This is a genomic window from Pelagibacterium lentulum (assembly GCF_003992625.1).
GTDB lineage: Bacteria > Pseudomonadota > Alphaproteobacteria > Rhizobiales > Devosiaceae > Pelagibacterium > Pelagibacterium lentulum.
In genome coordinates this window covers 1-21,491 of record NZ_RZMW01000017.1, presented here as the reverse complement: position 1 = coordinate 21,491, position 21,491 = coordinate 1, and the positions used below count along the sequence as shown (strand labels likewise).

The 21,491-nt window shown below is 59.3% G+C and carries 24 protein-coding genes and 1 pseudogene; 15 read left to right on the top strand and 10 right to left on the bottom strand.

What is annotated here, in order from left to right; genetic code table 11:
- Positions 1-4 precede the first annotated feature (4 nt).
- From trbL to EO133_RS05205, 10 genes are all read left to right on the top strand, one after another.
- Entirely contained in the window at positions 5-1,171 is a 1,167-nt protein-coding gene (gene trbL / locus EO133_RS05250; RefSeq protein WP_127071619.1) for a P-type conjugative transfer protein TrbL, read from the top strand.
- A 30-nt stretch (positions 1,172-1,201) separates the two neighbouring features.
- On the top strand, positions 1,202-1,861 hold the full coding sequence (gene trbF, locus EO133_RS05245; RefSeq protein WP_127071618.1) for a conjugal transfer protein TrbF: 660 nt from the start codon (positions 1,202-1,204) through the stop codon (positions 1,859-1,861).
- A gap of 23 nt (positions 1,862-1,884) precedes the next feature.
- Complete coding sequence (trbG, locus tag EO133_RS05240) at positions 1,885-2,709, top strand: P-type conjugative transfer protein TrbG (RefSeq protein ID WP_127071617.1); 825 nt, start codon at positions 1,885-1,887, stop codon at positions 2,707-2,709.
- A gap of 2 nt (positions 2,710-2,711) precedes the next feature.
- Positions 2,712-3,170 (top strand): conjugal transfer protein TrbH, encoded by a 459-nt coding sequence (gene trbH, locus EO133_RS05235; protein ID WP_127071616.1) that lies wholly within the window; start codon positions 2,712-2,714, stop codon positions 3,168-3,170.
- 13 nt (positions 3,171-3,183) lie between these two features.
- Complete coding sequence (gene trbI, locus EO133_RS05230) at positions 3,184-4,524, top strand: IncP-type conjugal transfer protein TrbI (protein ID WP_127071615.1); 1,341 nt, start codon at positions 3,184-3,186, stop codon at positions 4,522-4,524.
- A 35-nt stretch (positions 4,525-4,559) separates the two neighbouring features.
- Positions 4,560-5,180, top strand: coding sequence for a hypothetical protein (locus EO133_RS05225; RefSeq protein WP_127071614.1), 621 nt, complete (start codon positions 4,560-4,562; stop codon positions 5,178-5,180).
- 14 nt (positions 5,181-5,194) lie between these two features.
- Positions 5,195-5,842 carry a MobA/MobL family protein gene (locus tag EO133_RS05220; RefSeq protein ID WP_164734897.1) on the top strand — a complete coding sequence of 216 codons (648 nt, stop codon included), beginning with the start codon at positions 5,195-5,197 and terminating at the stop codon, positions 5,840-5,842.
- Positions 5,843-6,068: 226 nt separating this feature from the next.
- Positions 6,069-6,404, top strand: a complete 336-nt coding sequence (locus EO133_RS05215; RefSeq protein ID WP_127071612.1) for a DUF736 domain-containing protein — start codon at positions 6,069-6,071, stop codon at positions 6,402-6,404.
- A gap of 122 nt (positions 6,405-6,526) precedes the next feature.
- Positions 6,527-6,964, top strand: coding sequence for a LexA family protein (locus EO133_RS05210; protein ID WP_127071611.1), 438 nt, complete (start codon positions 6,527-6,529; stop codon positions 6,962-6,964).
- 11 nt (positions 6,965-6,975) lie between these two features.
- Positions 6,976-8,235, top strand: coding sequence for a Y-family DNA polymerase (locus EO133_RS05205; RefSeq protein ID WP_244640910.1), 1,260 nt, complete (start codon positions 6,976-6,978; stop codon positions 8,233-8,235).
- 333 nt (positions 8,236-8,568) lie between these two features.
- On the opposite strand, the gene EO133_RS05200 is transcribed toward EO133_RS05205, so the two are convergent.
- From EO133_RS05200 to EO133_RS05170, 7 genes are all read right to left on the bottom strand, one after another.
- Entirely contained in the window at positions 8,569-9,405 is an 837-nt protein-coding gene (locus EO133_RS05200) for an NAD(P)-binding domain-containing protein (protein WP_244640909.1), read from the bottom strand.
- Positions 9,406-9,510: 105 nt separating this feature from the next.
- Positions 9,511-9,984, bottom strand: a complete 474-nt coding sequence (gene lspA / locus EO133_RS05195) for a signal peptidase II (protein WP_127071609.1) — start codon at positions 9,982-9,984, stop codon at positions 9,511-9,513.
- Between the two features lie 2 nt (positions 9,985-9,986).
- The gene (locus EO133_RS05190; RefSeq protein WP_188681931.1) at positions 9,987-10,730 is read right to left on the bottom strand and encodes a cytochrome c biogenesis CcdA family protein; all 744 of its coding nucleotides are present in this window, start codon (positions 10,728-10,730) and stop codon (positions 9,987-9,989) included.
- 107 nt (positions 10,731-10,837) lie between these two features.
- Entirely contained in the window at positions 10,838-11,458 is a 621-nt protein-coding gene (locus EO133_RS05185) for an SCO family protein (RefSeq protein WP_127071608.1), read from the bottom strand.
- A complete protein-coding gene (locus EO133_RS05180) occupies positions 11,455-11,958 on the bottom strand; it encodes a copper chaperone PCu(A)C (protein ID WP_127071607.1) in 504 nt (167 codons plus the stop codon). The genes EO133_RS05185 and EO133_RS05180 overlap by 4 nt, the downstream gene beginning before the upstream one ends.
- Entirely contained in the window at positions 11,951-12,565 is a 615-nt protein-coding gene (locus EO133_RS05175; protein WP_127071606.1) for a cation efflux transmembrane domain-containing protein, read from the bottom strand. The genes EO133_RS05180 and EO133_RS05175 overlap by 8 nt, the downstream gene beginning before the upstream one ends.
- A 66-nt stretch (positions 12,566-12,631) precedes the next feature.
- On the bottom strand, positions 12,632-14,764 hold the full coding sequence (locus EO133_RS05170) for a heavy metal translocating P-type ATPase (RefSeq protein WP_127071605.1): 2,133 nt from the start codon (positions 14,762-14,764) through the stop codon (positions 12,632-12,634).
- A 218-nt stretch (positions 14,765-14,982) separates the two neighbouring features.
- Between EO133_RS05170 and EO133_RS05165 the strand changes: the two genes are divergently transcribed.
- The 3 genes from EO133_RS05165 to EO133_RS05155 all read left to right on the top strand — a co-directional run bounded on the left by EO133_RS05165 (position 14,983) and on the right by EO133_RS05155 (position 16,567).
- On the top strand, positions 14,983-15,423 hold the full coding sequence (locus EO133_RS05165) for a disulfide bond formation protein B (protein WP_127071604.1): 441 nt from the start codon (positions 14,983-14,985) through the stop codon (positions 15,421-15,423).
- On the top strand, positions 15,420-16,079 hold the full coding sequence (locus EO133_RS05160) for a DsbA family protein (RefSeq protein WP_127071603.1): 660 nt from the start codon (positions 15,420-15,422) through the stop codon (positions 16,077-16,079). Before EO133_RS05165 ends, EO133_RS05160 begins: the two co-directional genes overlap by 4 nt.
- Before the next feature lie 71 nt (positions 16,080-16,150).
- Positions 16,151-16,567: a MerR family transcriptional regulator gene (locus tag EO133_RS05155; RefSeq protein WP_127071602.1), complete on the top strand. Its 417-nt coding sequence runs from the start codon at positions 16,151-16,153 to the stop codon at positions 16,565-16,567.
- A 247-nt stretch (positions 16,568-16,814) separates the two neighbouring features.
- Here the strand turns inward: EO133_RS05155 and EO133_RS05145 are convergent, their stop codons facing one another.
- Both EO133_RS05145 and ligD read right to left on the bottom strand, forming a co-directional pair.
- The gene (locus tag EO133_RS05145) at positions 16,815-17,474 is read right to left on the bottom strand and encodes an SOS response-associated peptidase (RefSeq protein WP_244640908.1); all 660 of its coding nucleotides are present in this window, start codon (positions 17,472-17,474) and stop codon (positions 16,815-16,817) included.
- Between the two features lie 35 nt (positions 17,475-17,509).
- A pseudogene (gene ligD, locus EO133_RS05140) lies at positions 17,510-18,573 on the bottom strand (non-homologous end-joining DNA ligase).
- 119 nt (positions 18,574-18,692) lie between these two features.
- Here ligD and EO133_RS05135 point away from each other — a divergent pair.
- Together EO133_RS05135 and EO133_RS05130 are read left to right on the top strand one after the other, a co-directional pair.
- The gene (locus EO133_RS05135) at positions 18,693-18,854 is read left to right on the top strand and encodes a DUF3606 domain-containing protein (protein ID WP_127071599.1); all 162 of its coding nucleotides are present in this window, start codon (positions 18,693-18,695) and stop codon (positions 18,852-18,854) included.
- Positions 18,855-19,100: 246 nt separating this feature from the next.
- Positions 19,101-20,150 carry an IS30 family transposase gene (locus tag EO133_RS05130; RefSeq protein WP_127071598.1) on the top strand — a complete coding sequence of 350 codons (1,050 nt, stop codon included), beginning with the start codon at positions 19,101-19,103 and terminating at the stop codon, positions 20,148-20,150.
- Positions 20,151-20,310: 160 nt separating this feature from the next.
- On the opposite strand, the gene EO133_RS05125 is transcribed toward EO133_RS05130, so the two are convergent.
- Positions 20,311-21,410, bottom strand: a protein-coding gene (locus EO133_RS05125) for an IS3 family transposase (RefSeq protein WP_371870951.1) whose coding sequence is annotated in 2 segments (ribosomal slippage) — positions 20,311-21,149 and positions 21,149-21,410 — 1,101 coding nt in all. Because the reading frame shifts where the segments join, the coding sequence is not laid out codon by codon here.
- Positions 21,411-21,491 lie beyond the last annotated feature (81 nt).

The window sequence follows — 21,491 nt, the reverse complement described above, 5'->3', positions numbered from 1 at the left end:
TGCGATGTGCCGCTACCTGCCATTCAGCCTTGTTCTCGCCGCTGCGCTAGTACTGCCGGACATTGCCATTGCACAGGACGGATCGATTCTCGATCGTCTCGAGGATCAAATCGTCTCCGCGACCGGCAATTGGGAACAAACGGTTATCAATGCGGCGACATCGCTGTTTTGGATCCTCGCGGGCATCGAGATCGCCATTGCGGCGGTGTGGCTGGCTATTCAGTCGCCCTCGCTCGATACATGGTTCGGCGAGCTGGTGCGACGCATCATGTTCATCGGCTTCTTCCTCTTTGTGCTTCAGGCGGGGCCGGACTTCGCCTGGGCGATTGTCGACTCGCTCTTCCAGCTCGGCGCGGAAGGTGGGAAGGCATCGCCTGCCGACACCTTCAACGCCGGCATTAGCGTTGCGGCAAAGCTTAGCGAAAATGCCAAATTCGGGCTTTGGGAAGACAACCTTCTCGGCCTCGCCTCGATGATCGCAATGGCAATTGTAGTCATCTGCTTTTCCCTAGTCGCGGCTCTCTTCGTTTCTGTGCTGGTCGAGATGTATGTCGGCCTGCTCGCCGGCATGATTATGCTCGGCCTCGGCGGGTCGTCCTACACCAAGGATTTCGCCATCCGCTATCTCATCTATGCCTTTTCGGTCGGCATGAAGCTGATGGGCCTCGTGATGATCGCAAAGATCGGATCGGACATCCTGATCGGGCTGGCTGACGAAGCCAATTTCACCGGCGAAGAACAGATCATCACCGCCTTAACGATCGGCGGGATTTCGGTCGTTATCTTCATGGTGGCCCTGCATGTTCCGACGATCATCCAGGGCATGGTGCAAGGCGTCTCGACCTCCAGCGGCATGGAGACATTCCGCGCCGGTGCTCAGGTCGCTTCGTTTGCAGCAGCAGGAGCAGGCGCTGCTCTGGGTGCCGGGGGCGTGGTCAAAGGTGGCATGGCGGCGGCAAGTGCCGCCAAGGCGTCTGGAGCCGGAGCTGGCGGACAAGCAGCCGCAGCGATGCGGGCAATGGGCGGCTCAGTTGGTAGCGCAGCCACCGACAAGCTGATGGGCATCCCCGGCGCAAAGATGGGTTCGACCCTCGGACTCGCCAACCAAAAGCTCCGCGACCAACGGTCGGGCGGAAACTACACCAAGAAAACTATGGGCACGGACGAATGACGGCTCGACTAAGGATGCAAGGCATAGCGCATGGCTAAAAACATTCCCGACAATCCCTATATCGCCGCGCGCGCCGAATGGAACGAGCGCTATGGCTCCTATGTCCGCTCGGCAATGGCCTGGCGCACTGTCGGCCTCGTCTCAATGACGATGGCGGTGATCGGCTTCGGCTATGGGCTCTACCAGTCCACGCAAGTCAAGCTCGTCCCATATATCGTCGAGGTCGACCAGCTCGGCAATTCGGCCGCGGGGGGCTTTCCGGCACAGATTGAATATGCCGATGACCGCGTTGTCCGCGCCATGCTCGGCCAGTGGGTCACGAACTTTCGCTCGATCACGCCCGATACGGTCGTCCAGACCGGCTATATCAATCGCACTTATGCGATGCTGCGCCGGCAGGATCCATCGACCGAAAAGGTCAACGCCTGGTTCCGAAACAATTCGCCGTTCGACGCCGCGCGGGAGAAAACCGTGTCGGTGGAGATCAACAACGTCGTGGCGTTGTCCAACCAGTCCTACCAGATCGATTGGACCGAAATCGAGCGCGACAGGGCAGGGCGCGAATTGCGCACGCGTCGATGGCGCGGCATCGCCACCGTAACCCTGTCGCCGCCCCAGGACGAAACCATCATTCGCCTCAATCCGATCGGCCTGTATTTGGCCGATTTCGACTGGACGGCCCAGCTTTAGTTACCACGCTCGCGGAGAGAGTAATGTTCAACACTATCAAAATACGCGCGGGCGTAGGTGCCATTGCCTTAATAGCGGCAAGCCTCGCCCTCTCGACCGCAACGGCGGCCGATCAGAACGCCCAACGGGGCACGGCCTTGTCGAGCCAATGGCAAAATCAGGCAGCGGTCATGACGCGCGGCGCCGACGGCACCGTGATCTATCTCTATGGCGAGACTCAGCCCACCGTGATCTGCGCGCCGCTCCAGCTTTGCGAGATTGCCCTGCAGGCCGGTGAAGCGGTGCGCGATGTTCTCGTGGGCGATACGGTGCGTTGGCAGGTCGAACCAGCCTCGTCCGGATCGCCCGAAGGCCCGCGCATTCACCTGATCGTCAAGCCCGCCGAAGCCGGGCTCAAGACGAGTATGGTCGTCACCACCTCGCGACGCACCTATCACATCAATCTCGAGTCCCGTTCGAGCGGGTATATGGCGCGTGTAGCGTTCACCTACCCCGAAGACATTCGCCAGCAGATCGCCGCCGTGAACCAGCGGATCGAGGCAAGCATCATCCCCGGCGCCGGGGTTCCGGCCGAGAATTTGAACTTCAATTTCTCGATGAGCGGAAACGCGCGCTGGAAGCCGACCCGTATCTATACGGACGGCATGAAGACCTACATCCAATTTCCCGGCCATTTGGGAAGCGGCGATGCTCCTATCCTCTTCATTCAATCGGGCGGTCAGCAGCAGATCGTCAACTACCGGCTCAACGGCAACATGATGATCGTCGATTACCTGATCGACCGGGCAGTTCTCGTCAGCGGCGTAGGCAATCAACAACAACGCGTCACAATCCAGAGGAGGGGTTAGCAATGGCTGCAATCTCGAAGGCTGCCCGCGCCCTTTCCGTGGCGCTCATGGCGTTCTCACTTGTAGGTTGCGCGACGACCGGCAGCGGATATTTCACCGCCGCATCGAGCACCGATGCTGCCAATCTCAATCTCTATGCAGCCAATGCGGTCGCCGGCGACATGGTAGCCCAACTCGCCGAGCATGTCGGGCCCGGAACAGGAACGATCGCGCTCAAGACCGATGATTCGGCCTTGTCGGCTGCTCTCGAAGAGCAATTACGCGGTTGGGGCTATGCAGTCGATCCGTCCGCGACAGGCGAAGGTGCGATCCCGCTCGCCTACACCGTCAGCGCGTTCGACGGCCAGGTCCTCACGCGGATTTCGACGCCTTCAGTCGAACTGGCGCGAACCTATACGATGACCGAAACAGGCGCCGCACCGTCAAGCCCTTTGTCGGTCCTGCGCCGCACGGTTTCATAAGGGAGGCCTTTGCGTGAGCTCGATCGATCTCGATGGCGGCGGTGAGGATCAGCCGAAAATCCGCCGCCTTAATCGCCTTCCCATCATCGCCTTTATCGTACTGGTGGTCGTGTTCCTTGGCGTCGTCTTTTGGGGCCTGTCGCAACGTGGTCTCACCTTCCGCGAAGCCGGGCCGGACAATTCGCGCGGACAACCGGCCTCTGACTTTGCCGACGAGCTGACCCGCGGGATTCAACCAGGCATCATCGACGAACCACGCGCACCGGCCCAACCGGCCGTCCAAACGCCGCCGCTTGATACCGATGGCCAGCCCGTCATCACCAATCCGTTCCAGCCGCAGCCCGCGCGCGCAAATCAGCCGCAGGTGCAGCAGATTCAGACGCAGCAGCGACCGTCCGAGTCCGAAGCGGAATGGCGCGCGCGGCTGCAACGCGAGTTCGAGGAATCGCGCTTGCGCGAACAGCATCGCCAGCAAATGGCGTCGTTGCAGGCCGGCCCGACAGCCGCCAACAGCCCCATGTCAATCAACCTGGGCAACATCGGAGCCGCACAGGCAAACCAGGGTACAGGCGGCTCGAATAGCACAAGCGGGGCAGGTGGTGTGCCGGGCGTACAGGACCTTTACGCGGCCGCAATGCAGGCCGGGCTTGCCGGGCAGGGCGTGCGCCCCGACCCCAACAATCAGGCCGGGAAGGATCGCTTCTTCAATCAGGAGATCAATGATTTGGGCTATTTGCCCAATCAGGTGGTTCCGCAGCTTTCACCCTATGAGCTCAAGCGCGGATCGGTGATCCCGGCAACGCTCATCACAGGCATCAATTCGGACCTGCCCGGACGGATCACGGCTAAGGTGCGTCAGAATGTGTATGACAGCGCGACGGGGCATCAGCTGCTGATCCCGCAGGGAACGCGCCTGGTTGGCCGCTACGACTCCAATGTGTCGTTCGGCCAGAGCCGGGTTCTCGTAATCTGGACTGATCTCGTGTTCCCGAACGGCTCCACGCTCCAGATTGGGGGCATGCCCGGTATGGACGCACAGGGCTATAGCGGCTTCCGTGATCGCGTAGACAACCACTATTTCCAGATATTCGGCTCAGCCGCGCTCATTGCTCTGATCGGCACGGGCATCGACATGGCGATCCCCCAAAGCTCGACGCTTGCCACGCAGGATACAGCCTCTGATGCCGCGCGTCGCAATTTTGCCGAAACCTTCGGTCGCGTGGCCGATCAAACCATTTCGCGCAATCTCGACGTCCAGCCGACCCTGGAAATCCGTCCGGGCTACCAGTTCAACGTCTTCGTTGAGCAGGACATAATTTTCCCCGGCGCGTTCAACTCGACCTGGGGCCGCTGACCGACAGCGGCTCCGCCTGCATTCAGGAGCATATTGTGAAGCTAACGCGAGCTGCCATCCGACTGCCGTTTATCATGAGCGCGACGCTCTTCCTGACCGGGTGCCTCGCCCCCGAAAAGATCGACGCGGATATCACGACCGATGGATACGACTACACGATGCGCGTTGAAAGCACGCTGGCGGAGCCGCGTGCGGTGATGGCGGCCGCCGAAGGACGTTTGAGTGAACAGGATGAAGCAGGGGCGCAGCGCATGGCGGCAAATGACGCCGACATGCCCGGTTTCGAGCGGTTCGAATATATTGGGGAAGGCCGGTTCGAGCTGGTCGTCAACCTCGCGGGAACGCTTGAGGATGGGCAGGCCACAGGATTCCCCAACACGCGCGGCCGCCAGAATGACAATTATCTGCGCATTGTGCGCCTCGAGGGCGGAACGCTCGAAATCAGCTCGCCCGAGATCCCCGCGCAAAACCTCGCTCAACTCGAACAGCTTCCATTCAAGCCAATCGGAACGGTGCGGATAACACCGGCCCCGACTGATCGCGTGCTGGAACATAATGCCGACCGCGCGCCGGCAATGCTCGATCGCGCCTACCTCTGGAATGTCGATTCCTGGGAGGATCGAATTTTCATCAAGATCGCGCCCCAGGGCCAATGAGCCAGACTGATAGAATGACCCTTCTGAGGGTGCAACGGATTAGCCGAAGCAAGTTCCCATCGATCTATCAGGTGGTGGCCGATCATTGTGGCCAACCTCTTGTGATCGAAAAAACCACTTACACCCCCAAACAGAAGTTCAAGGCGGCGCATGATGCGCTGATCTTCCCGGCCGGAGTGAGTTGCCCCGCCTTGGCAACGAGGGGGCGGCTCTGGCCTGCCGTCGAGGCAGCCGAAAGTCGTTCTGACGCCAATCTCGCGACCCATTGGAAAGCCCCCATACCCAATGAGCTAGTGGGGCCTGCCGCCACTGCTTTGGCGATTGAGTTCGGTCAATATCTGGCCGATTACCTCGCCTCAATCGTGCATCTCGTCGTACTGCCTGCCACATCGGCTCAACCGGCAGTGATGCAAGCCCTCTGCACAACCCGGGAAGCGGGGCCGGATGGCTTCGGACTGAAGAACCGGTTCAATCTGAGCGTCGCCCAAAGGCGCAAACGCGGCTTCCCTATATCCCCGCGATCCGAGTTGACCGACCTTCGCGCGGCATGGGCGAAGATCTCGGCCGACCATCTCGGGCAACGCAACACGTCGCTCACGGCCGTCTCTTGGGGGCAGGGCAGTGGGACTTACCAGTCTCGCCAGAACGGGCATCAATTGTAAGGTCTTGGTGATCTCTCCGGCTCGCGCTTGTGTTTCAGATGCAACCTATGTCCGGGTCACGTCAGGCAACCGCGCCGCGCACGATTTTCCCCGGCCGAATGGCCTTCCTCGCGAAGCAAAATCGAGCGGGGCGTGGTCCTTTGCTTTGCGCCGGCCGTTCCGGTGCCAGCCGCTATTCCCCTTCCATCGCTTTGTTGCATCACCAACGCGAACCAAGGAGTTCACAATGACTGACCTCACCAATTTCGTCCGGATCGATGGCGACAAGCTGACTGGCAACGTGGCCACCCTCACCTTCGATATCGACTTCACCGGGGAGCCGGTTGTCAGCGACAACCCCGACGCGCCCAAGTACAGGATCTTCGCTAAGAGCCCGCGCGGGCGGCGGATTGAAGTCGGAGCGGTGTGGCAGAATCTTAACCGCGACGACAAGCCTTACTACTCGATCTCGCTCAACACCGGCCACGGTCGGTTCTACGCCAACCTCGGCCGCTATCCCGGCCAGGACGAGGAAAACCTGTTCGCCGTGATTGAGCAAACCCGCAGAGGGCAGGGGGCGTAAGCCCCCTCCTACCATCTGCCATCAGATTTGGTCGATCGGCCGCGGCCATTTCTCTTGACTGGAACCGCCGCGCGTGTTCCTGCTTTGTTCCTTTCGCTCGAGACGAAAGGAGCCGCTTTTGAATGTTCATCCAGCTTAAGTTCGAGGCTGAAATTTCGGTCCCCATGTTCGCTCATGGGCTTTGCGCCGGATTTCCGAGTCCTGCCGACGATTACCTAGACGACGCGATCGATCTGAACCGGCTTCTGGTCCGGAATCCGCCGGCGACCTTCTTGTGGCGCGTGGATGGAAACTCGATGCGCGATGCGGGAATCTACCATGGCGACCTGCTCGTGGTGGACCGCTCAATCACGCCTATTGATGCCGATGTGGTCGTGGCGATCGTTCATGGCGAGCAATCGCTTAAGCGGTTGCGCCTAAATGGCGACCGCCCCCGCCTGATGCTGGAAAACAGCGACATGCCTCTCTTTGAACTGCCCGAAATCGCGGAGGTCGAGATTTGGGGCGTCGTTGTCTGCAATATCCATTGGCTGCGTCGCCAGCCGGGGAGGGGGCAGTGAAAGCTTTTGCGTTGGTGGACGGCAATTCGTTCTATTGTTCCTGCGAGCGTGTATTCGATCCGAAGTTGGCTACTAGGCCGGTTATCGTCCTTTCCAACAATGACGGCTGTGCTGTCGCCCGCACGAGCGAGGCGAAGGCCCTCGGGATTGGCATGGGCGATCCCTATTTCAAGATTCGTGAGCTATGCGATCAGAACCGCGTGGCGGTCTTTTCGTCAAACTACTCGCTCTATGGGGACATGAGCGCTCGGCTCAATGCGATCTACCGGCAGTGGGCGCCAGAGGTCGAAATCTACTCGATTGATGAGAGCTTCCTTGACCTGTCTCTGATACCGGAGCGCGATCGGCAGACCTATGGGCGCGATCTGCGGGCGACGGTGCACCAATGGACGGGGATTCCGACCTGTGTTGGAATCGGCCCGACAAAGACACTGGCGAAGCTCGCGAACCGTGTGGCCAAGAAGAATGAGGAGCTGGGCGGCGTCTGTGATTTGACCGACCCTGCGGAACGCGACAAATGGTTGCCCAGGATCGATGTTGGCGATGTGTGGGGCGTCGGGCCAGCATCGGAACGAAAGCTGTTCGAACTTGGCATTGAGACGGCCGCGGATCTCCGCGACATGCCGACACGGCTCGCGAGGCAGCGGATGACGGTCGTTGGTGAGAGAACTGTTCTCGAGCTGCGAGGCATTGCCTGCATGGCTCTCGAGGAATTGCCGCCGCAACGCAAGGGGTGCGCCGTCACCCGTAGTTTCGGGAAGCCGGTTTCGACGCTAGACGAAATGCTCGAGGCGGTATCGGCACACGCTCTCCGCGCTGCTGAGAAGCTGCGCCGGCATAAGCTGGAAACATCGCACCTGACCGTATTTATGCACACCTCGCCGTTCAATCGTCGCGATCCAGCCCACGGCGGAAGCAAGACCGTTCACTTGCCGGAGGCCTCGGCCGACACCTTCGAGCTGATCGAAGCGGCAAGATGCGGCGCGCAGGCTATTTTTCGTGAAGGATATCGCTATGCCAAGGCCGGCGTAATCATGGACGATTTGATACCCGCCGGAAGCGGGATACGGCCGCTCTTTCCCGCTCGCGACCGAGATAAGTCCGAACGGCTGATGACCGCGCTCGATGCGGTCAACGCCGTGTTCGGTAGGGGGACCATGGTGCCAGCCGGGGTCGGCATCAATAAACGCGAGTGGCAGACCAAATTCGACCGCCGCTCGCCGCGCTACACAACCCGATTGGACGAGCTACCCCATGCCATGGCGACCTAAGATGCCTTTCGCCGCTTCCGCTCCCATCCCAGTCGCTCGTGTGGTCAGTCGTCCCTCCTGAAATCGGACCTTTCCGCTGGCATCGTCATTGGCGCCTATCGCCGCCGAAGCAGTATTGCACGCATAAGGGGACAACTACGGAAGCATCTTCGCCGGCACCCATGACGAGAGCTGAAGCACGATTCCGCTGCCATGGACGTCCTAGGTGAAAAAGGCCTGGTACTGGAGCTACCCCGCCCTCTTGCAGAAAGCTTCCGTCAGAATGCGTGCTACCTGGAATCTTGAGCCATGCGCTGTCGTCGCTGTATCCGATGCACCAAATGACGGAGTCGATTACCCGTTTAGACATATCCGAAAGATAGCAGTTCGGCCGTTTGCTGACACCAAGCGTCCTGAGATGGCCACGCCCATCCGTTGCAGATCGTCGAGGCTGCGCCCCCTGTCAGGAAACGGATCGGCGCGTCGCATCAGACGTCCGACCGCCGAACCGGGCCTTGCTTTCATCAAGCCCAGGGAGCGCAGCCACCACCATGTGCTCCTGCCGAGAATGCGTTCTGGAAACAGTCGGCGGCCGCGCCCAACCGCAAGCAGCACTTCATGGGTCGAAACCAATTCGGCTGCGATGTCGCGTCCGCTTGCTCCATCTCCGACAACAAGGACCGTTCCAGGTCGGACATCGCCGGAATTGTGATAGCTCTCCGGCGTCAGTTGCGCGACCGCACTGTCAAAGCCAGCACCGATTGTTGGGATAATGGGTATCTGAAACGCTCCCGTCGCGACGATCACCGCCTTGGCGACTATGTGCCTACCATCATCGATTTGTGCGACGAACCGCTCATCAGTCCACGGTTCGAGCTGAACCACGCCATTTCCGGAGAGGACGGGCAGGTCGAAATGGCTGGCATAGGCTTCGAGATAGTCCGCAAACTCATCTCGCGCGGGATAGCCTTGCGGATCGCCGTCGAGCGTAAGACCGGGCAGCGTACTAAATGCGCGCGGGGTAAACAGGGTCAGAGAATCGTAGCGACATCGCCAACTGTCGCCGATGCGGGCATGGCGATCTACGATCAGGTATGAAAGCTTTGTTCTGGCAAGATGGTAGCCGGCAGCGAGCCCCGCTTGACCAGCGCCGATCACCAGAACGTCTATTTCCTGCAAAGCTTGGGTCACGGATACCTGTAATCACGCTCCTGGTGGCCGGGACCATCAGAGCACCTTCCGGGTTATTTGTTGCCTGCCAGACGCGGAGCCTATGACTTTAGGCGGCCATAGCCACTATGGGCGTGTCAGGAACCGCATTTCTCTCCTGAATGTATCGAATAATAAGAGCAAAACCCCGAGCACGATCGCCGTGTCAGCAAGGTTGAAGGCAGGCCAATGAATTCCTCCGATATGAAAATCGAGGAAGTCGGTAACGCCGCTATGACGTAGCCGGTCGAGCATATTGCCCAAGGCACCTCCAATTATGAGGCCCAGAGCGACGCCCGTTATCGATTGTCTTTCCCGGCTCGCCCATACCAAAAGCATAAGAACGATTGCCAAAGTGATTCCGACAAGGAGCCATGCCGGCGCTTCGTTGAAAAGTCCGAAACTGACACCCGTGTTGCGCCCTAGGACCAAGTTGAAGAAGCCCGTTACGGATATTTCCGTATGGTCTTTCATCACTTGGATTACCCACCATTTGGATAGCTGGTCAGCTCCGAAGGCGACGGCGGCCGCGAGCGATGTATATTTTAGAACTCCGCGCATCGTCAGCCTATCTGACCCAACGCGGGGAAAGTTGTCAGGAGCCAGATAGCGAAGCGCGAGAGTTGACCGGTCATCATGGCCAATCCCATTATGATCATGATCACACCTGCTAACACTCGCAAGTATCGGCCAGCCCAACGTAAGGTTGGCATGCCGGCAATGAAACGCTGCATGAAAAGAGCCGCCAAGATAAAGGGCACTCCCAGCCCCAAAGAATACACAGTCAACAGGATTGCGCCGGCTCCGACCGTCGCATTTGCGGCTGAAAGAGTTAGAATAGAGCCGAGTACCGGCCCAATGCACGGGGTCCAGCCAAAGGCGAACGCCAATCCAAGCAGGTAGCTCGTCCAAGGGCCAGCAACGTGCGGCCGAGGATGAAAACGCATTTCACGATCGAACCACGGGATTGGCACCAAACCCGTTGTTACCACACCGAAAATGATAACGATCGCGCCACCGATTAGATTGGCTTCGTATAGGTAGGAGCGAAATAACGCCCCCAATGCAGTTGCAGTAGCCCCCAGCAACACGAAGATCGTTGTGAATCCGAGGACAAAATAAAGACTGTTGACGAGAGCCTGCCAGTTTGCCCCCAGACGATTTTGAACAGCAGGCTCCAAGCGCGCGCCACCTGTGACGAACGAAATATAGCCGGGAACAAGGGGCAAAACGCACGGCGAAAGAAAGGAGATCGCCCCCGCAGCAAACACCGTTAGTAGGCCGACAAGCGTGAAATCCAAATCCATCTACTCCGGGGCGTCTATCTGCGCCGCTGTCGCGGCGCTCGCCGAGATGAGCATCGCAAAAGCCACAAAGGCACCTCTGACAGTGGGCGTTATCATCACATGATCGTTCATGCGCTACCCCCTGCCAGACGCCGGAGCTTCTGCAATCTGATCTCGCGTGGCTCGTGCATGTCGAGCGTACCGACGAATTTGCCTTCGGAATCCATCATGTAAACGCCTGCGGTGTGATCCATCGTATATTCGCCCCCTTCCAGAGGGACTTTGCGCGCATAGGCCGCGAAGGCCTTCACCACGGCGTCCGTTTCTTGTCGATTTCCCCGCAGTGCGAAAATGCGATCATCAAAGGCTGTCATGTATTGAGCCAGCAGTTCCTGGGTGTCCCGCTCGGGATCGACGGTGAAGAACAGTACGTTGAATTGGTCCGCCACAGGCCCGAGCTCGTTCATGAGATCGCTCAGTTCATAGAGCGTCGTCGGGCACACGTCGGGACAATGGGTGAAGCCGAAGAAGGCGAGATAGGGCTTGCCCGTCAGCGCGGCATTGTCAATCGTCTCGCCTCGATGGGATGTGAGACGGAACGGGCCGCCGATGGCTGCGGTGCCCGTCGAGGACGCGATCGCCACGGTTTGCTGTTGCCATGGCTTTGACACAGACAGGCCGATGACAAGCCCGCCGACAACGGCAACGGCAATCCAGGTAACGAGACGGAAGAGTTTGATGCCGCTCATTGCGCCGGCTCCTCGTGCCCGTCATGCTCGTTCGTTGTCGCCGGACCTGCACCCATGCCCTGCACGACAAACTCGACCTCGACGGTTCCGGCCCGCTCGAACGTAAGTTTAGCGGCAAACCGCTCCCCTTCCTTCAAAGGATGCGATGGCTTCATGAACATGATGTGCATTCCGCCAGGCTGGAACTCGATCGTCTCGCCTGCCCCGATCACGACGCCATTTTGCACTGGCCTCATGCTGGCAACGCCATTGCTTACGGCCGACTCGTGGATCTCCACCCGTTCTGACAGGGGTGATGAGATCGACACCAGGCGGTCGGCTATGTCGCCATCGTTCGTCAGCGTCAGATAGCCACCGGCTACCGGCGTGACCGGCGGAGTCGCGCGCGACCACGGATGATTGATGGTGATCGAACCAGCTTGGAAGTCGTGGCCCACGGCAGGAGAGATCGAAACTGCCAGGGCAAGGAAGGCGGCGGACAGGGCTCGTGCACTAATCATATTGTTTTCCTTTTTCTCCAGCTTCCCCGGCTTTCTCAAGAATTTCGAGGCCGCTTCTGACGACGACAACAACCACGCCCAAGCCAATGATCAGATCCGGGTAGGGCGAGCTGAAAAGGATCACGGCAAGACCGGAAACAGCGATCGCCGAGTTCACGAGCATGTCGTTTGTCGTGAAAATCCATGAGGCCTGCAAATGCACGCCGCCTTCGCGATGCGATTTCAGGAACCACATGCAGACCATATTCGTCAGAGCGCTCGCGATCGCCACGGCAATCATGATCGGCCCTATTGGATCTGAGCCAGTAAAGAAGCGTCTGCCGACTTCAAGCAGAAGGAGGCCGGCGAATACCATCAGAAGGACACCCGACAACCGGGCAACTCGAACTTTCGCCGCCAATCCCCGCCCCACAACGAAAAGGCTGATGGCGTAGACACCTGCGTCGCCAAGATTATCGAGCGCGGAACCCATCAGTCCTGTTGACTGGGCCCACCAACCCAGGCTTCCTACAATGGCCGCTTGGGCAGTATTGATCGCAAGCACCCATGCGAGCGCCCATTGTTCGCGCTTCTCAGATGATTTTGCTTTCCGGGGCTGACTACTCATAATTTACACATCGGCTTTCTCGGCAGGAAGCAGAAGCCGCAACCTGCACGCGCTCACTGTTTAAGCTCATTTGTCGCGGGTGCCGCGCCACGCAAGAAGGCGCAGCGCATTGGCCGTGACGAGGACCGTAGCGCCCGTATCGGCAAGGATGGCCATCCAGAGCGTGGTAACGCCCAACAGAGTCGTCACGAGGAAAACCGCCTTCAGTCCAAGGGCTAATGCGATGTTCTGCCAGATATTGCCGAGCGTCGCCTGCGACAACCCGATGAGATCGGCGATACCCGTCACCCGGTTTTTAAGCAGCGCCGCATCGGCGGTTTCCAGCGCTACATCGGTGCCCGCGCCCATGGCAACGCCAACAGAAGCGGCAGCAAGCGCCGGCGCGTCATTGATACCGTCTCCAACCATGGCAATCGGCCCTTCAGCCTTTAATCGCCCGATTTCGGCAAGCTTGGCATCGGGCAGTAGTTCGGCTCTCGCCTCAAGACCGAGATGAGCCGCGATGGCGTCGGCCGTGCGCTTGTTGTCGCCGGTCAGCATCAGAGGGCGCACACCGCGATCCGTCAGCCGCTTCACACCTTCGATAGAGTCATCGCGTGGCTCGTCGCGCAACCCGATCAATCCCTCGACGGTCTTGCCCTTTGTAAGCACGACGACCGTCTTGCCCTGGCTTTCCAGCGTGGTGATCGTCTTGGCGGTGCTCTCTTCAAGGGCAGCCTGTTCGGCGGCGTGACGGGGAGACCCGACCGAAGCGAATCCGTCCTTCAACCGCGCTGTGACGGCTTTGCCGGGTGTGGCCATGGCGCCTCCGAAGGTGGCGGGCAATTCGAGCCCGCGGACCTCTGCCGCCTCCACGATTGCGACCCCGAGCGGATGGCTGGTGCTGCGCTCGACAGCCGCCGCGATGGCAAGGACGGAGTTCTCGTCACCTGTGATCGGCACAATGTCTGTCACCTGGGGACGGCCGCGCGTCAGCGTTCCCGTCTTGTCGAAGGCAACGGTTATGACCTTGCCAAGTGTTTCCAGCGCCGCGCCGCCCTTGATCAGCAGGCCCTGCCGCGCGCCGGCGGCAAGACCGGAGGCGATGGCCGCGGGCGTGGAGATCACGAGCGCGCAGGGGCACGCAATCAGCAGCGTGGCGAGGCCGCGATACACCCACGTCATCCAGTCACCATCGAAGGCGAGCGGCGGCACGACAACGATCAGAGCCGCCACGACCATCGCGCCTGGCGTATACCACCGGCTGAAACGGTCGATCATGCGCGCCGTGGGGGCCTTTGATTCCTGGGCTTCCTCCACCATTTGGATTATGCGGGCTATGGTGTTATCGGCCGCGACATGGCTGATCGACACCCGCAGCTCGCCATTGGCATTGATGCTGCCGGCATAGACAGTTGCGCCGGATTCTTTCAGCACGGGCACGGATTCGCCTGTCACGGGAGCCTCATCGACCTCCGATACACCGTCGATCACCGTGCCGTCAGACGGCACACGGTCTCCAGGCCGAACAACGACGACATCACCGATGGCCAGCTCTTCGGCAGCGACCTTCTCAACGGCACCATCACGCTCGCGGAAAGCGACTCGGGGCACGAGATCGATCAGCGCCTCAATGCCTGCCCGCGCGCGGCCAGCCGCTACGGTTTCAAGCAGTTCGCCCACTGCGAACAGGAAGATTACGACAGCCGCTTCTTCTGCCTCGCCGATGCCGACCGCGCCCAGTGCTGCCACCGTCATCAGTGTCTCGATGGTGAAGGGCGAGCCAGACATCGCGCCGGCGATCGCCCGCCTCGCGAACGGGATGACGCTGATCAACGCCGCGCCTGAATAGAGCCATTGCTCCCATTCCGGCAGGAGACGTGCGAGAGCGAAGGCAAGGACGAACAGCGCGCCGGTAAGGAGCACAAGCCGACCCTTGCTGCCTTTCCACCATGCCTCTGTGATGCGCTTCCGAGGCGGACTCGCCTTTGGCTCGGCCTGCTCAATCACTGGGGTATAGCCGAGCGCCCGGATCTTTTGCTCAATAGCGGCGAGGGGCGTGCGGTCCTCGTCAAGACGCAATGCAAGCGTCTCGTTGGCGTAGCTGACATTGATGTCGCTAACGCCCGGCAGGCGTTGCATGGCCGTTTCGATTTTCAACGCGCAAGATGCACAGTCCATGCCTTCTACACGCAGTCTATAAGGGCTCGCTGCCGTCATGGCGTCACCTCGACCGTTAGATGTGACACCGCAGATAGACCCTGTAGCAACTACAGGGTCAAGGGCCGACCCTGTTTATTCCGCTTGCGGACGATCCATGTGCGAATTCGCCGCAGAACTTCATGCAAAGAGACTTGACCCTGTAGTGGGTAGAGGGTGCAGTTATGCCCCACGCAAGGCTGATTGGAGCGAAACGAAAGGATGCGAAAGCGAGTGCTATGACCATCAGGGCGGGCACAACAGCAAATGCCTGGGGGTTCGTGTTCCTGGCATGGCTCGTCGCGCTTGCCGCCTCGCTTGGCGCTCTCTTCATTGGCGAGATCATGGGGCAGACGCCGTGCAATCTGTGCTGGCATCAGCGCGCCTTCATGTTTCCGCTGGCCGTCATTCTGGCCGTCGCTAGCTTTCGGAGCGATGCCAGCGTTTCTTGGTATGGGCTTCCACTCGCCGTCGTCGGCGCGGCCATAGCGGCGTTCCATTCCCTACTTTATGCGGGCATCATTCCCGCAGCCATCGAGCCATGTGGACGAGACGGCCCATCCTGTTCGAGCGCCGATATGACAATACTCGGCGTTTTGCCGCTCCCCTACCTATCGCTCGCCGCTTTCTTGAGCATCGCCCTTCTTCTCCTTCTCGCGCGCCGGAGGCGTTCAGCATGACCAGACGGTCCATCGTTTTTCTCACCGGCCTCGTCGCACTGATCGTCTTTGCCGGCGGTGTCTTTCTCTACGATCGCTACGGCGGCAATTCGGCACAGCCGGTTGCAGCGGCGCAAGGCGATGCGTTGGTCAGGGCACATTCGCCGATCATCGGCCCAGCAAATGCTCCCGTGACGATCGTGGAATTTCTCGACCCGTCCTGCGAAGCGTGCAGGGCTTTCTATCCAGCCGTTAAGCAGATCATGGCGAATTTTCCTGACGAAACGCGCCTTGTCATCCGATACACGCCCTTCCATGAGGGATCGGAGGAAGCCGTCAGGATACTGGAAACGGCCCGTCTTCAGGACCGCTACGAACCCGTTCTGGAAGCGCTGCTGGCGCAACAGCCGGAATGGGCCGTGCATGGTGCGCCAGATCTCGAAAAAGCCTGGGAGATTGCGGGGGCGGCGGGACTGGACGTCGAGCAGGCACGGCGTGAGATGTCCTCGGACGAGATCGATGCCGTTCTTGAGCAGGACCTAGCCGACGTCCAAAGCAACAACGTCCGCCAGACGCCAACTTTTTTCGTTAATGGCCGGCCGCTGGAATCCTTCGGCCCGCAACAACTCTACGATCTGGTGCGTGAAGAGGTGGAGACCGCCAGAGCAACGCAATAGGCGAGCGATCAAGATCGACAAACACCCACATCGAACCTACGTTGACCCTGTATTCGCTACAGGGTCACACCATGAACTCATCCATTCTGACGATAGGCCACCTTGCAAGGCAAACTGGCACCAAAGTAGAGACGATCCGGTTCTACGAGAAAAATGGCCTCCTACCGCAACCTTCCCGCACGGGGGGAAACTACCGCTCCTACGAGCAGGATCACCTTAATCGGTTGAGCTTCATCCGACGTGCACGAGAGCTCGGCTTCTCGCTCGATCAGATCAGGGAATTTCTCAACCTCGCTGACGATCGTTCGCAATCCTGCGCCGCCGTCGATGCGATCGCTAAGGCACATCGGAAGGAGGTCGAGCGAAAAATCGAAGACTTGGTTGCGCTCAAGTCCGAACTGGACAGGATGATTGACCAGTGTGGATGCGGCCTGGTCGCAGATTGCAGAATAATTGAGAGCCTGTCTCCGCTGCCAGCGAGAACCTAACGACCTGTGTCCCCGCAGCAGTCGGGCTTCTCGCTGCCAAGATCTTCGCGGCTATCGGTGACGTAATCATCTGGATCACGGCGGAGAAGGCGGCAGGCACGGCAATTTCCGATAGCAGGCCGGTGCCGCCACGAACATCTTGGGCGCATGCAAGTGAATCCGGCCTTCGCGGAGCAGAGAATGTCGGCTCTTCGCAAATCCATTTTGCAAGCCGACAGTCAGCTTCCCACGCCAATTCCGGCCATAGCTACAGCGAATTGACGAGCGGCATTTTCGTATCCTCGCCCTGATACCGGGACGAGTTCACATCGCGGCCGACGCGATGAAAATCGAGCTGATCGTCAATCTGGTTGTCGAGAAGAACGGCTTTTGCGTCGCTGCCCTGAACGTCGGTGTTAAGCCAATCGTCATAGGACGACGGATCGAGAATAACCGGCATGCGGGTATGGATATGGGCGATGCTGTCTGCGGCCGGGGCCGTAATGATCGTGCAGCTCGTCACCCCGAGCTTATCGTTGTGAGCCCACAGGCCGGCAAAAGAGAACGGCCGCGCGTCGGGGAGCTGCAAAAGCCAAGGGTCTTTCCCGCCGTCCTCGGCGCTTTTGGTCCATTCGAAATAGCCGTCGGCGGGGATGAGGCAGCGTTTCGATTTGAAGGGCTCGCGATAGGCCCCGGACGTGTCGACGGTCTCGATCCGCGCGTTGAACATGGCGGCTTTCGGCAGCTCCTTGGCGAAGAACGGGACGAGCCACCAGCGGCCATAGTCGATCTCAAGCCCGCTGGCCTTGTCACGGTGCGCGAAAAACACGTCCTGGGTGGGCGCGATGTTGTAGCGCGGGCGCGTGTTGGTCGGCGGCGGGGCCTTATCGTGGATAGAATAAAGCGCGTGGATCTCGGCCCACGTCATCAGATTGGTGAAACGACCGCACATAAAGGCTCCCTTTAGCCGTCGCTATCATCGAATTTGAAAATCTCGACATGATCGGCGTCGTCGCGCATTCCCTTGAATGAAGCGTGGCGCAGCTTGCCATCGCCGGTCCAGGCGCGAAAGTCGATTTCGACGACCAGATCAGGCCGCACGAAAACCACGCCCTTCCGCTTGAGGAAACGGGCGGGGAGTCGGTTTTCAGGGTGTCGAGCTGGCGCTTGAGGCCGACGGTCTGAGCGTATGAAAATCCCGTCCCGACCGATCCGACATAGACCAGCTCGTCGCCGCGCCGCGCGGCAAGGAGCAGGTTGGCGATTGCGCCCCGAACCTTTGTGGAGGGCTCATAGCCGACGATGCGGAAAGTGTCGGTCTGAACGCATTTGATTTTGAGCCAATCGCCTTTGCGGCCGGGCCTATAGGGCCGGTCGCGATGCTTGGCGATTATGCCCTCAAGCCCCATCTCGCAAGCGGCCTTCAGGAAGGCGGAACCATCGGCGTCCACTTCTTCGGACAGCCGGATCGCGCCTTCGCGCACCGGTACAAGATCTTCGAGCAGTCGCCGGCGTTCGTCGAGGGGCATCCGCGTGAGGTCGTGGCCATCGAAATAGAGAAGATCGAAGGCATAGAAGATCACTTCGGCGCCGGCGATTTTCCTGCCGCCGCGACCGCCCAAGGCTTGCTGCAGGGCGTTAAAATCAGAGCGCCCCTGGCTATCGAGAACCACGGCTTCACCGTCGAGAATGAAGGTAGGGGCGTCGATCGTCTCGATGGCGCGCGAAATTGACGGAAAACGGGCGGTCCAATCGTGACCGCCGCGCGTCAGGATTCGGGTCTGTTTTCCCCCACGATGCACGGCGAGGCGATAGCCATCCCATTTAACTTCGAAGGACCATTCTCGCCCGGTCGGTGGAACGCTGGCGAGAAGAGCAAGACAGGGTTCGACGCGAGCAGGAAATGGATCGAATGGCAAGCGTGGCTGACGCGGATCGCGGGGCGTCGGCACCTGGCTCCGCGCGATCAGCGCGGGGTCAGCATCGAGGCCGATCGGACGTGGCGATTTCGATGAGCGGCGAGCCATTGAGAAAGTAAGCCGCAAGATGATTAAAAAGTCGCCTCCTATCTACGGCGTTAGATCTTCTCACTCTGAACAATATGGGAGTCCGGACGTTGATCCTGCACAACCATGGAGGCCGCAAAATGGGAAATACCTCTCAGGATCGCGCTCGCGTCGCGGGTCAGCAAGACCATGAAGTTCGCTACGAAGCGGAAAAAACGGGAAAGTCCAAGGAGGCCGTCAAGGATGCGGTCAAGGACGTAGGCAACAGCCGGAAGAAGGTCGAAAAGAAGCTCGACCAATGATTCAGGCGCGGGCGGCTAAGGGTCGCCCGCAATCGTCATCCGGACTGACACGCGGCCGTGCGCGCTGATAGGTTCTTCAAGTGGAAGATTCCAGAGGATTGCATCAACCATTGAATCCAGATAACTTAACAACATCAATGACTTAGTTCCATAATGTAAATTATGCGAGCAATGGATGTAACAGGGGCACATTCTATTCTGAGATGCAACGCAGGTGCTAACCTGTCTGTTTTTCAGGAGAATGTTTTGACCAGAACTTTTGCTCAGTTGAGCTTGGATGAGCGGCGCACGATCTCGCGGATGCGAGAACAGAATTTTCGGCAATCTGAGATTGCGCGTCATCTGGGTCGCAGTCGCGCCACCGTTTCCCGAGAGATCCGCCGCAATTATTGGCATGACCGGGAAGTTCCGGAGGCAGAGGGCTATTGGGCGGTACTTGCTAACGACATGACCAGAGACCGGCGCCGACGTGTGGGTAAGCTTCATCGCAGCCATGCACTCCGCCATGCCGTGATCAGCAAGCTTGAGGACGGCTGGTCTCCAGAACAGATAGCTGGCCGACTGCGCATCGAACACAAAACCAAGATACGTCTCTGCCATGAGACGATCTATCGCTACGTCTATTCTCCAGAAGGTCAGCGCCAGAAACTCGCGCAATTGCTGCCCGAACGGCGGAGGACGCGGCGCCCGCGCTACGCCCGCAAACCGCAGCGACCGGTCTTTCCGGTCGAGCGCGCCATCAGAAATCGGCCCGAGGCTATCAACAGTCGGCGAGAGTTCGGACACTGGGAAGCGGATCTCATGATTTTCCGGAGAATTTTGGGCGATGCCAATGTGGCAACGATTGTCGAGCGAAAGAGCCGGTTCACGCTGCTCTTCAGTAACAATGACCGGCAATCCAGACCCATCATGAATCGCTTGATCACGGAGCTCAGCCCTCTGCCCGTGACGGCGCGACAAAGCCTAACCTTTGATCGCGGGTTTGAGTTTGTGTCTTGGCGCGAGCTAAAGAACGGCATGGGAACCGATGCCTGGTTTTGTGATCCTTCCGCGCCCTGGCAGAAGGGCTCGGTTGAGAACATGAACCGCCGGATAGGGCGGTACTTGCCGCGCGAGACCGCCATTCTGTCCCTGCCACCCAACCATTTGCGCCGACTCTGTGAAATGCTGAACAACACCCCTCGCAAATGCCTTGGCTATCGGACGCCCGGGGAAGTCTTTCGAGAGGAAATGCACTCTCTTGTGCGAACAACCCCGCCCCCGGACAGGTCTTGCAACCCTGGCCAGCCGACCTGACCGGGTGACGTTGCCCCCATCTTTTATCCAGCGTGATGTAGACTCCGGGGGTTGTTGACGTGCTCCCCGACTTTGGACCACCCGGATTGGGAATTTCCGGGGATATGACGTGCTCCCCGACTTTGGACCACCCGGATTGGGAATTTCCGGGGATAAACGATCAGGGTGGGCCGGCTGCCCCTGATGCGTTCATAAGCGATATCGGGGGTTTGTTCCCGATTGCGCTGTGCGGGCGGACTTCGTTGTAGTCTCTACGCCAATCCTCCATTTTCGAGCGGGCGTCGTCAAGGCTCATGAACCAGTGAGCGTTCAGGCATTCGGCTCGGAACTTGCCATTGAACGACTCGATAAAGGCGTTGTCGGTTGGCTTTCCAGGGCGGGAGAAGTCGAGCACGACGTCCTTCTGATACGCCCAGAGATCAAGGTCGCGGGAGATGAACTCCGAGCCTTGGTCGACCCGGATCGTCCTCGGATATCCTATTTCCCTGCAGACCTTTTCGAGTGTCATAACCACATCCTCGCCCCTGTAGCTGAACCGAGGGTCCACGGCTGGTGCGTAGCGTGAGAAGGTGTCCACGATAGTCAGGATACGGATCTTGCGGCCGGTGGCCAACTGGTCATGCACAAAGTCCATGGCCCACACTTGATTGGTGCTCGTGGCAGCCATCCGGTCATCACGCAGCTTTGCCCTAACCCGCCGCTTGGGCGTCTTGTTGCGCAGCTGAAGCCCCATCTCTTTGTAAAGCCTGTAGATTCTCTTCGGGTTCACATCCCAGCCCTCCCGGCGCAACAGGATGTGAACCCGACGATAGCCATAGCGGACACGGGTCTCGCAAATCTCCTTGATCCGTAGCTGCAGATCAGCCTGCTCGCCGCGCCTGGACTTGTAGTGGTAGAGCGACCTGTCGACTCTCAAGGCATCACAGGTCTTTCGGATCGAGACCTTCCAGGTCGCTCTGATCTCATCGACAAGCGAGCGCTTGCGAGCAGGCGTCAGAGCTTTTTTGACAGCACATCCTGAAGCATGGCCTTGTCCAGGCTCAGATCGGCGACGATCCGCTTGAGCTTGCCGTTCTCTTCCTCGAGCTGACGCAGCCGTTTCATCTCCGATGGCATCAGCCCCGCATACCGCTTGCGCCAGTTGTAAAACGTGGCTTCCGAAATGCCTGCCTTGCGACAGACTTCCCCGACCGCCGTGCCATCCTCGGCCTGCTTGAGCACGAAGGCGATTTGGGCCTCGGTAAACTTGGACTTCTTCATGAGCATTCTCCATCTCCCGACCACGGGATCATAATTGGAAAATTCCAGTTCAGAATGGTCCAAATTCACGGCAGCAGGTCA

Excerpts from the sequence above, each read along its gene's own strand:
- EO133_RS05190 (WP_188681931.1), bottom strand. The coding sequence starts at position 10,730 with ATGGATTTGGATTTCACGCTTGTCGGCCTACTAACGGTGTTTGCTGCG.
- EO133_RS05145 (WP_244640908.1), bottom strand. The coding sequence starts at position 17,474 with ATGACGTGGGCCGAGATCCACGCGCTTTATTCTATCCACGATAAGGCC.
- EO133_RS05170 (WP_127071605.1), bottom strand. The coding sequence starts at position 14,764 with ATGACGGCAGCGAGCCCTTATAGACTGCGTGTAGAAGGCATGGACTGT.
- EO133_RS05165 (WP_127071604.1), top strand. The coding sequence starts at position 14,983 with ATGACCATCAGGGCGGGCACAACAGCAAATGCCTGGGGGTTCGTGTTC.
- lspA (WP_127071609.1), bottom strand. The coding sequence starts at position 9,984 with ATGCGCGGAGTTCTAAAATATACATCGCTCGCGGCCGCCGTCGCCTTC.
- EO133_RS05155 (WP_127071602.1), top strand. The coding sequence starts at position 16,151 with ATGAACTCATCCATTCTGACGATAGGCCACCTTGCAAGGCAAACTGGC.
- EO133_RS05180 (WP_127071607.1), bottom strand. The coding sequence starts at position 11,958 with ATGATTAGTGCACGAGCCCTGTCCGCCGCCTTCCTTGCCCTGGCAGTT.
- EO133_RS05210 (WP_127071611.1), top strand. The coding sequence starts at position 6,527 with ATGTTCATCCAGCTTAAGTTCGAGGCTGAAATTTCGGTCCCCATGTTC.
- EO133_RS05135 (WP_127071599.1), top strand. The coding sequence starts at position 18,693 with ATGGGAAATACCTCTCAGGATCGCGCTCGCGTCGCGGGTCAGCAAGAC.
- trbH (WP_127071616.1), top strand. The coding sequence starts at position 2,712 with ATGGCTGCAATCTCGAAGGCTGCCCGCGCCCTTTCCGTGGCGCTCATG.
- trbL (WP_127071619.1), top strand. The coding sequence starts at position 5 with ATGTGCCGCTACCTGCCATTCAGCCTTGTTCTCGCCGCTGCGCTAGTA.
- EO133_RS05160 (WP_127071603.1), top strand. The coding sequence starts at position 15,420 with ATGACCAGACGGTCCATCGTTTTTCTCACCGGCCTCGTCGCACTGATC.
- EO133_RS05220 (WP_164734897.1), top strand. The coding sequence starts at position 5,195 with ATGACCCTTCTGAGGGTGCAACGGATTAGCCGAAGCAAGTTCCCATCG.
- EO133_RS05215 (WP_127071612.1), top strand. The coding sequence starts at position 6,069 with ATGACTGACCTCACCAATTTCGTCCGGATCGATGGCGACAAGCTGACT.
- trbF (WP_127071618.1), top strand. The coding sequence starts at position 1,202 with ATGGCTAAAAACATTCCCGACAATCCCTATATCGCCGCGCGCGCCGAA.
- EO133_RS05185 (WP_127071608.1), bottom strand. The coding sequence starts at position 11,458 with ATGAGCGGCATCAAACTCTTCCGTCTCGTTACCTGGATTGCCGTTGCC.
- EO133_RS05175 (WP_127071606.1), bottom strand. The coding sequence starts at position 12,565 with ATGAGTAGTCAGCCCCGGAAAGCAAAATCATCTGAGAAGCGCGAACAA.
- trbG (WP_127071617.1), top strand. The coding sequence starts at position 1,885 with ATGTTCAACACTATCAAAATACGCGCGGGCGTAGGTGCCATTGCCTTA.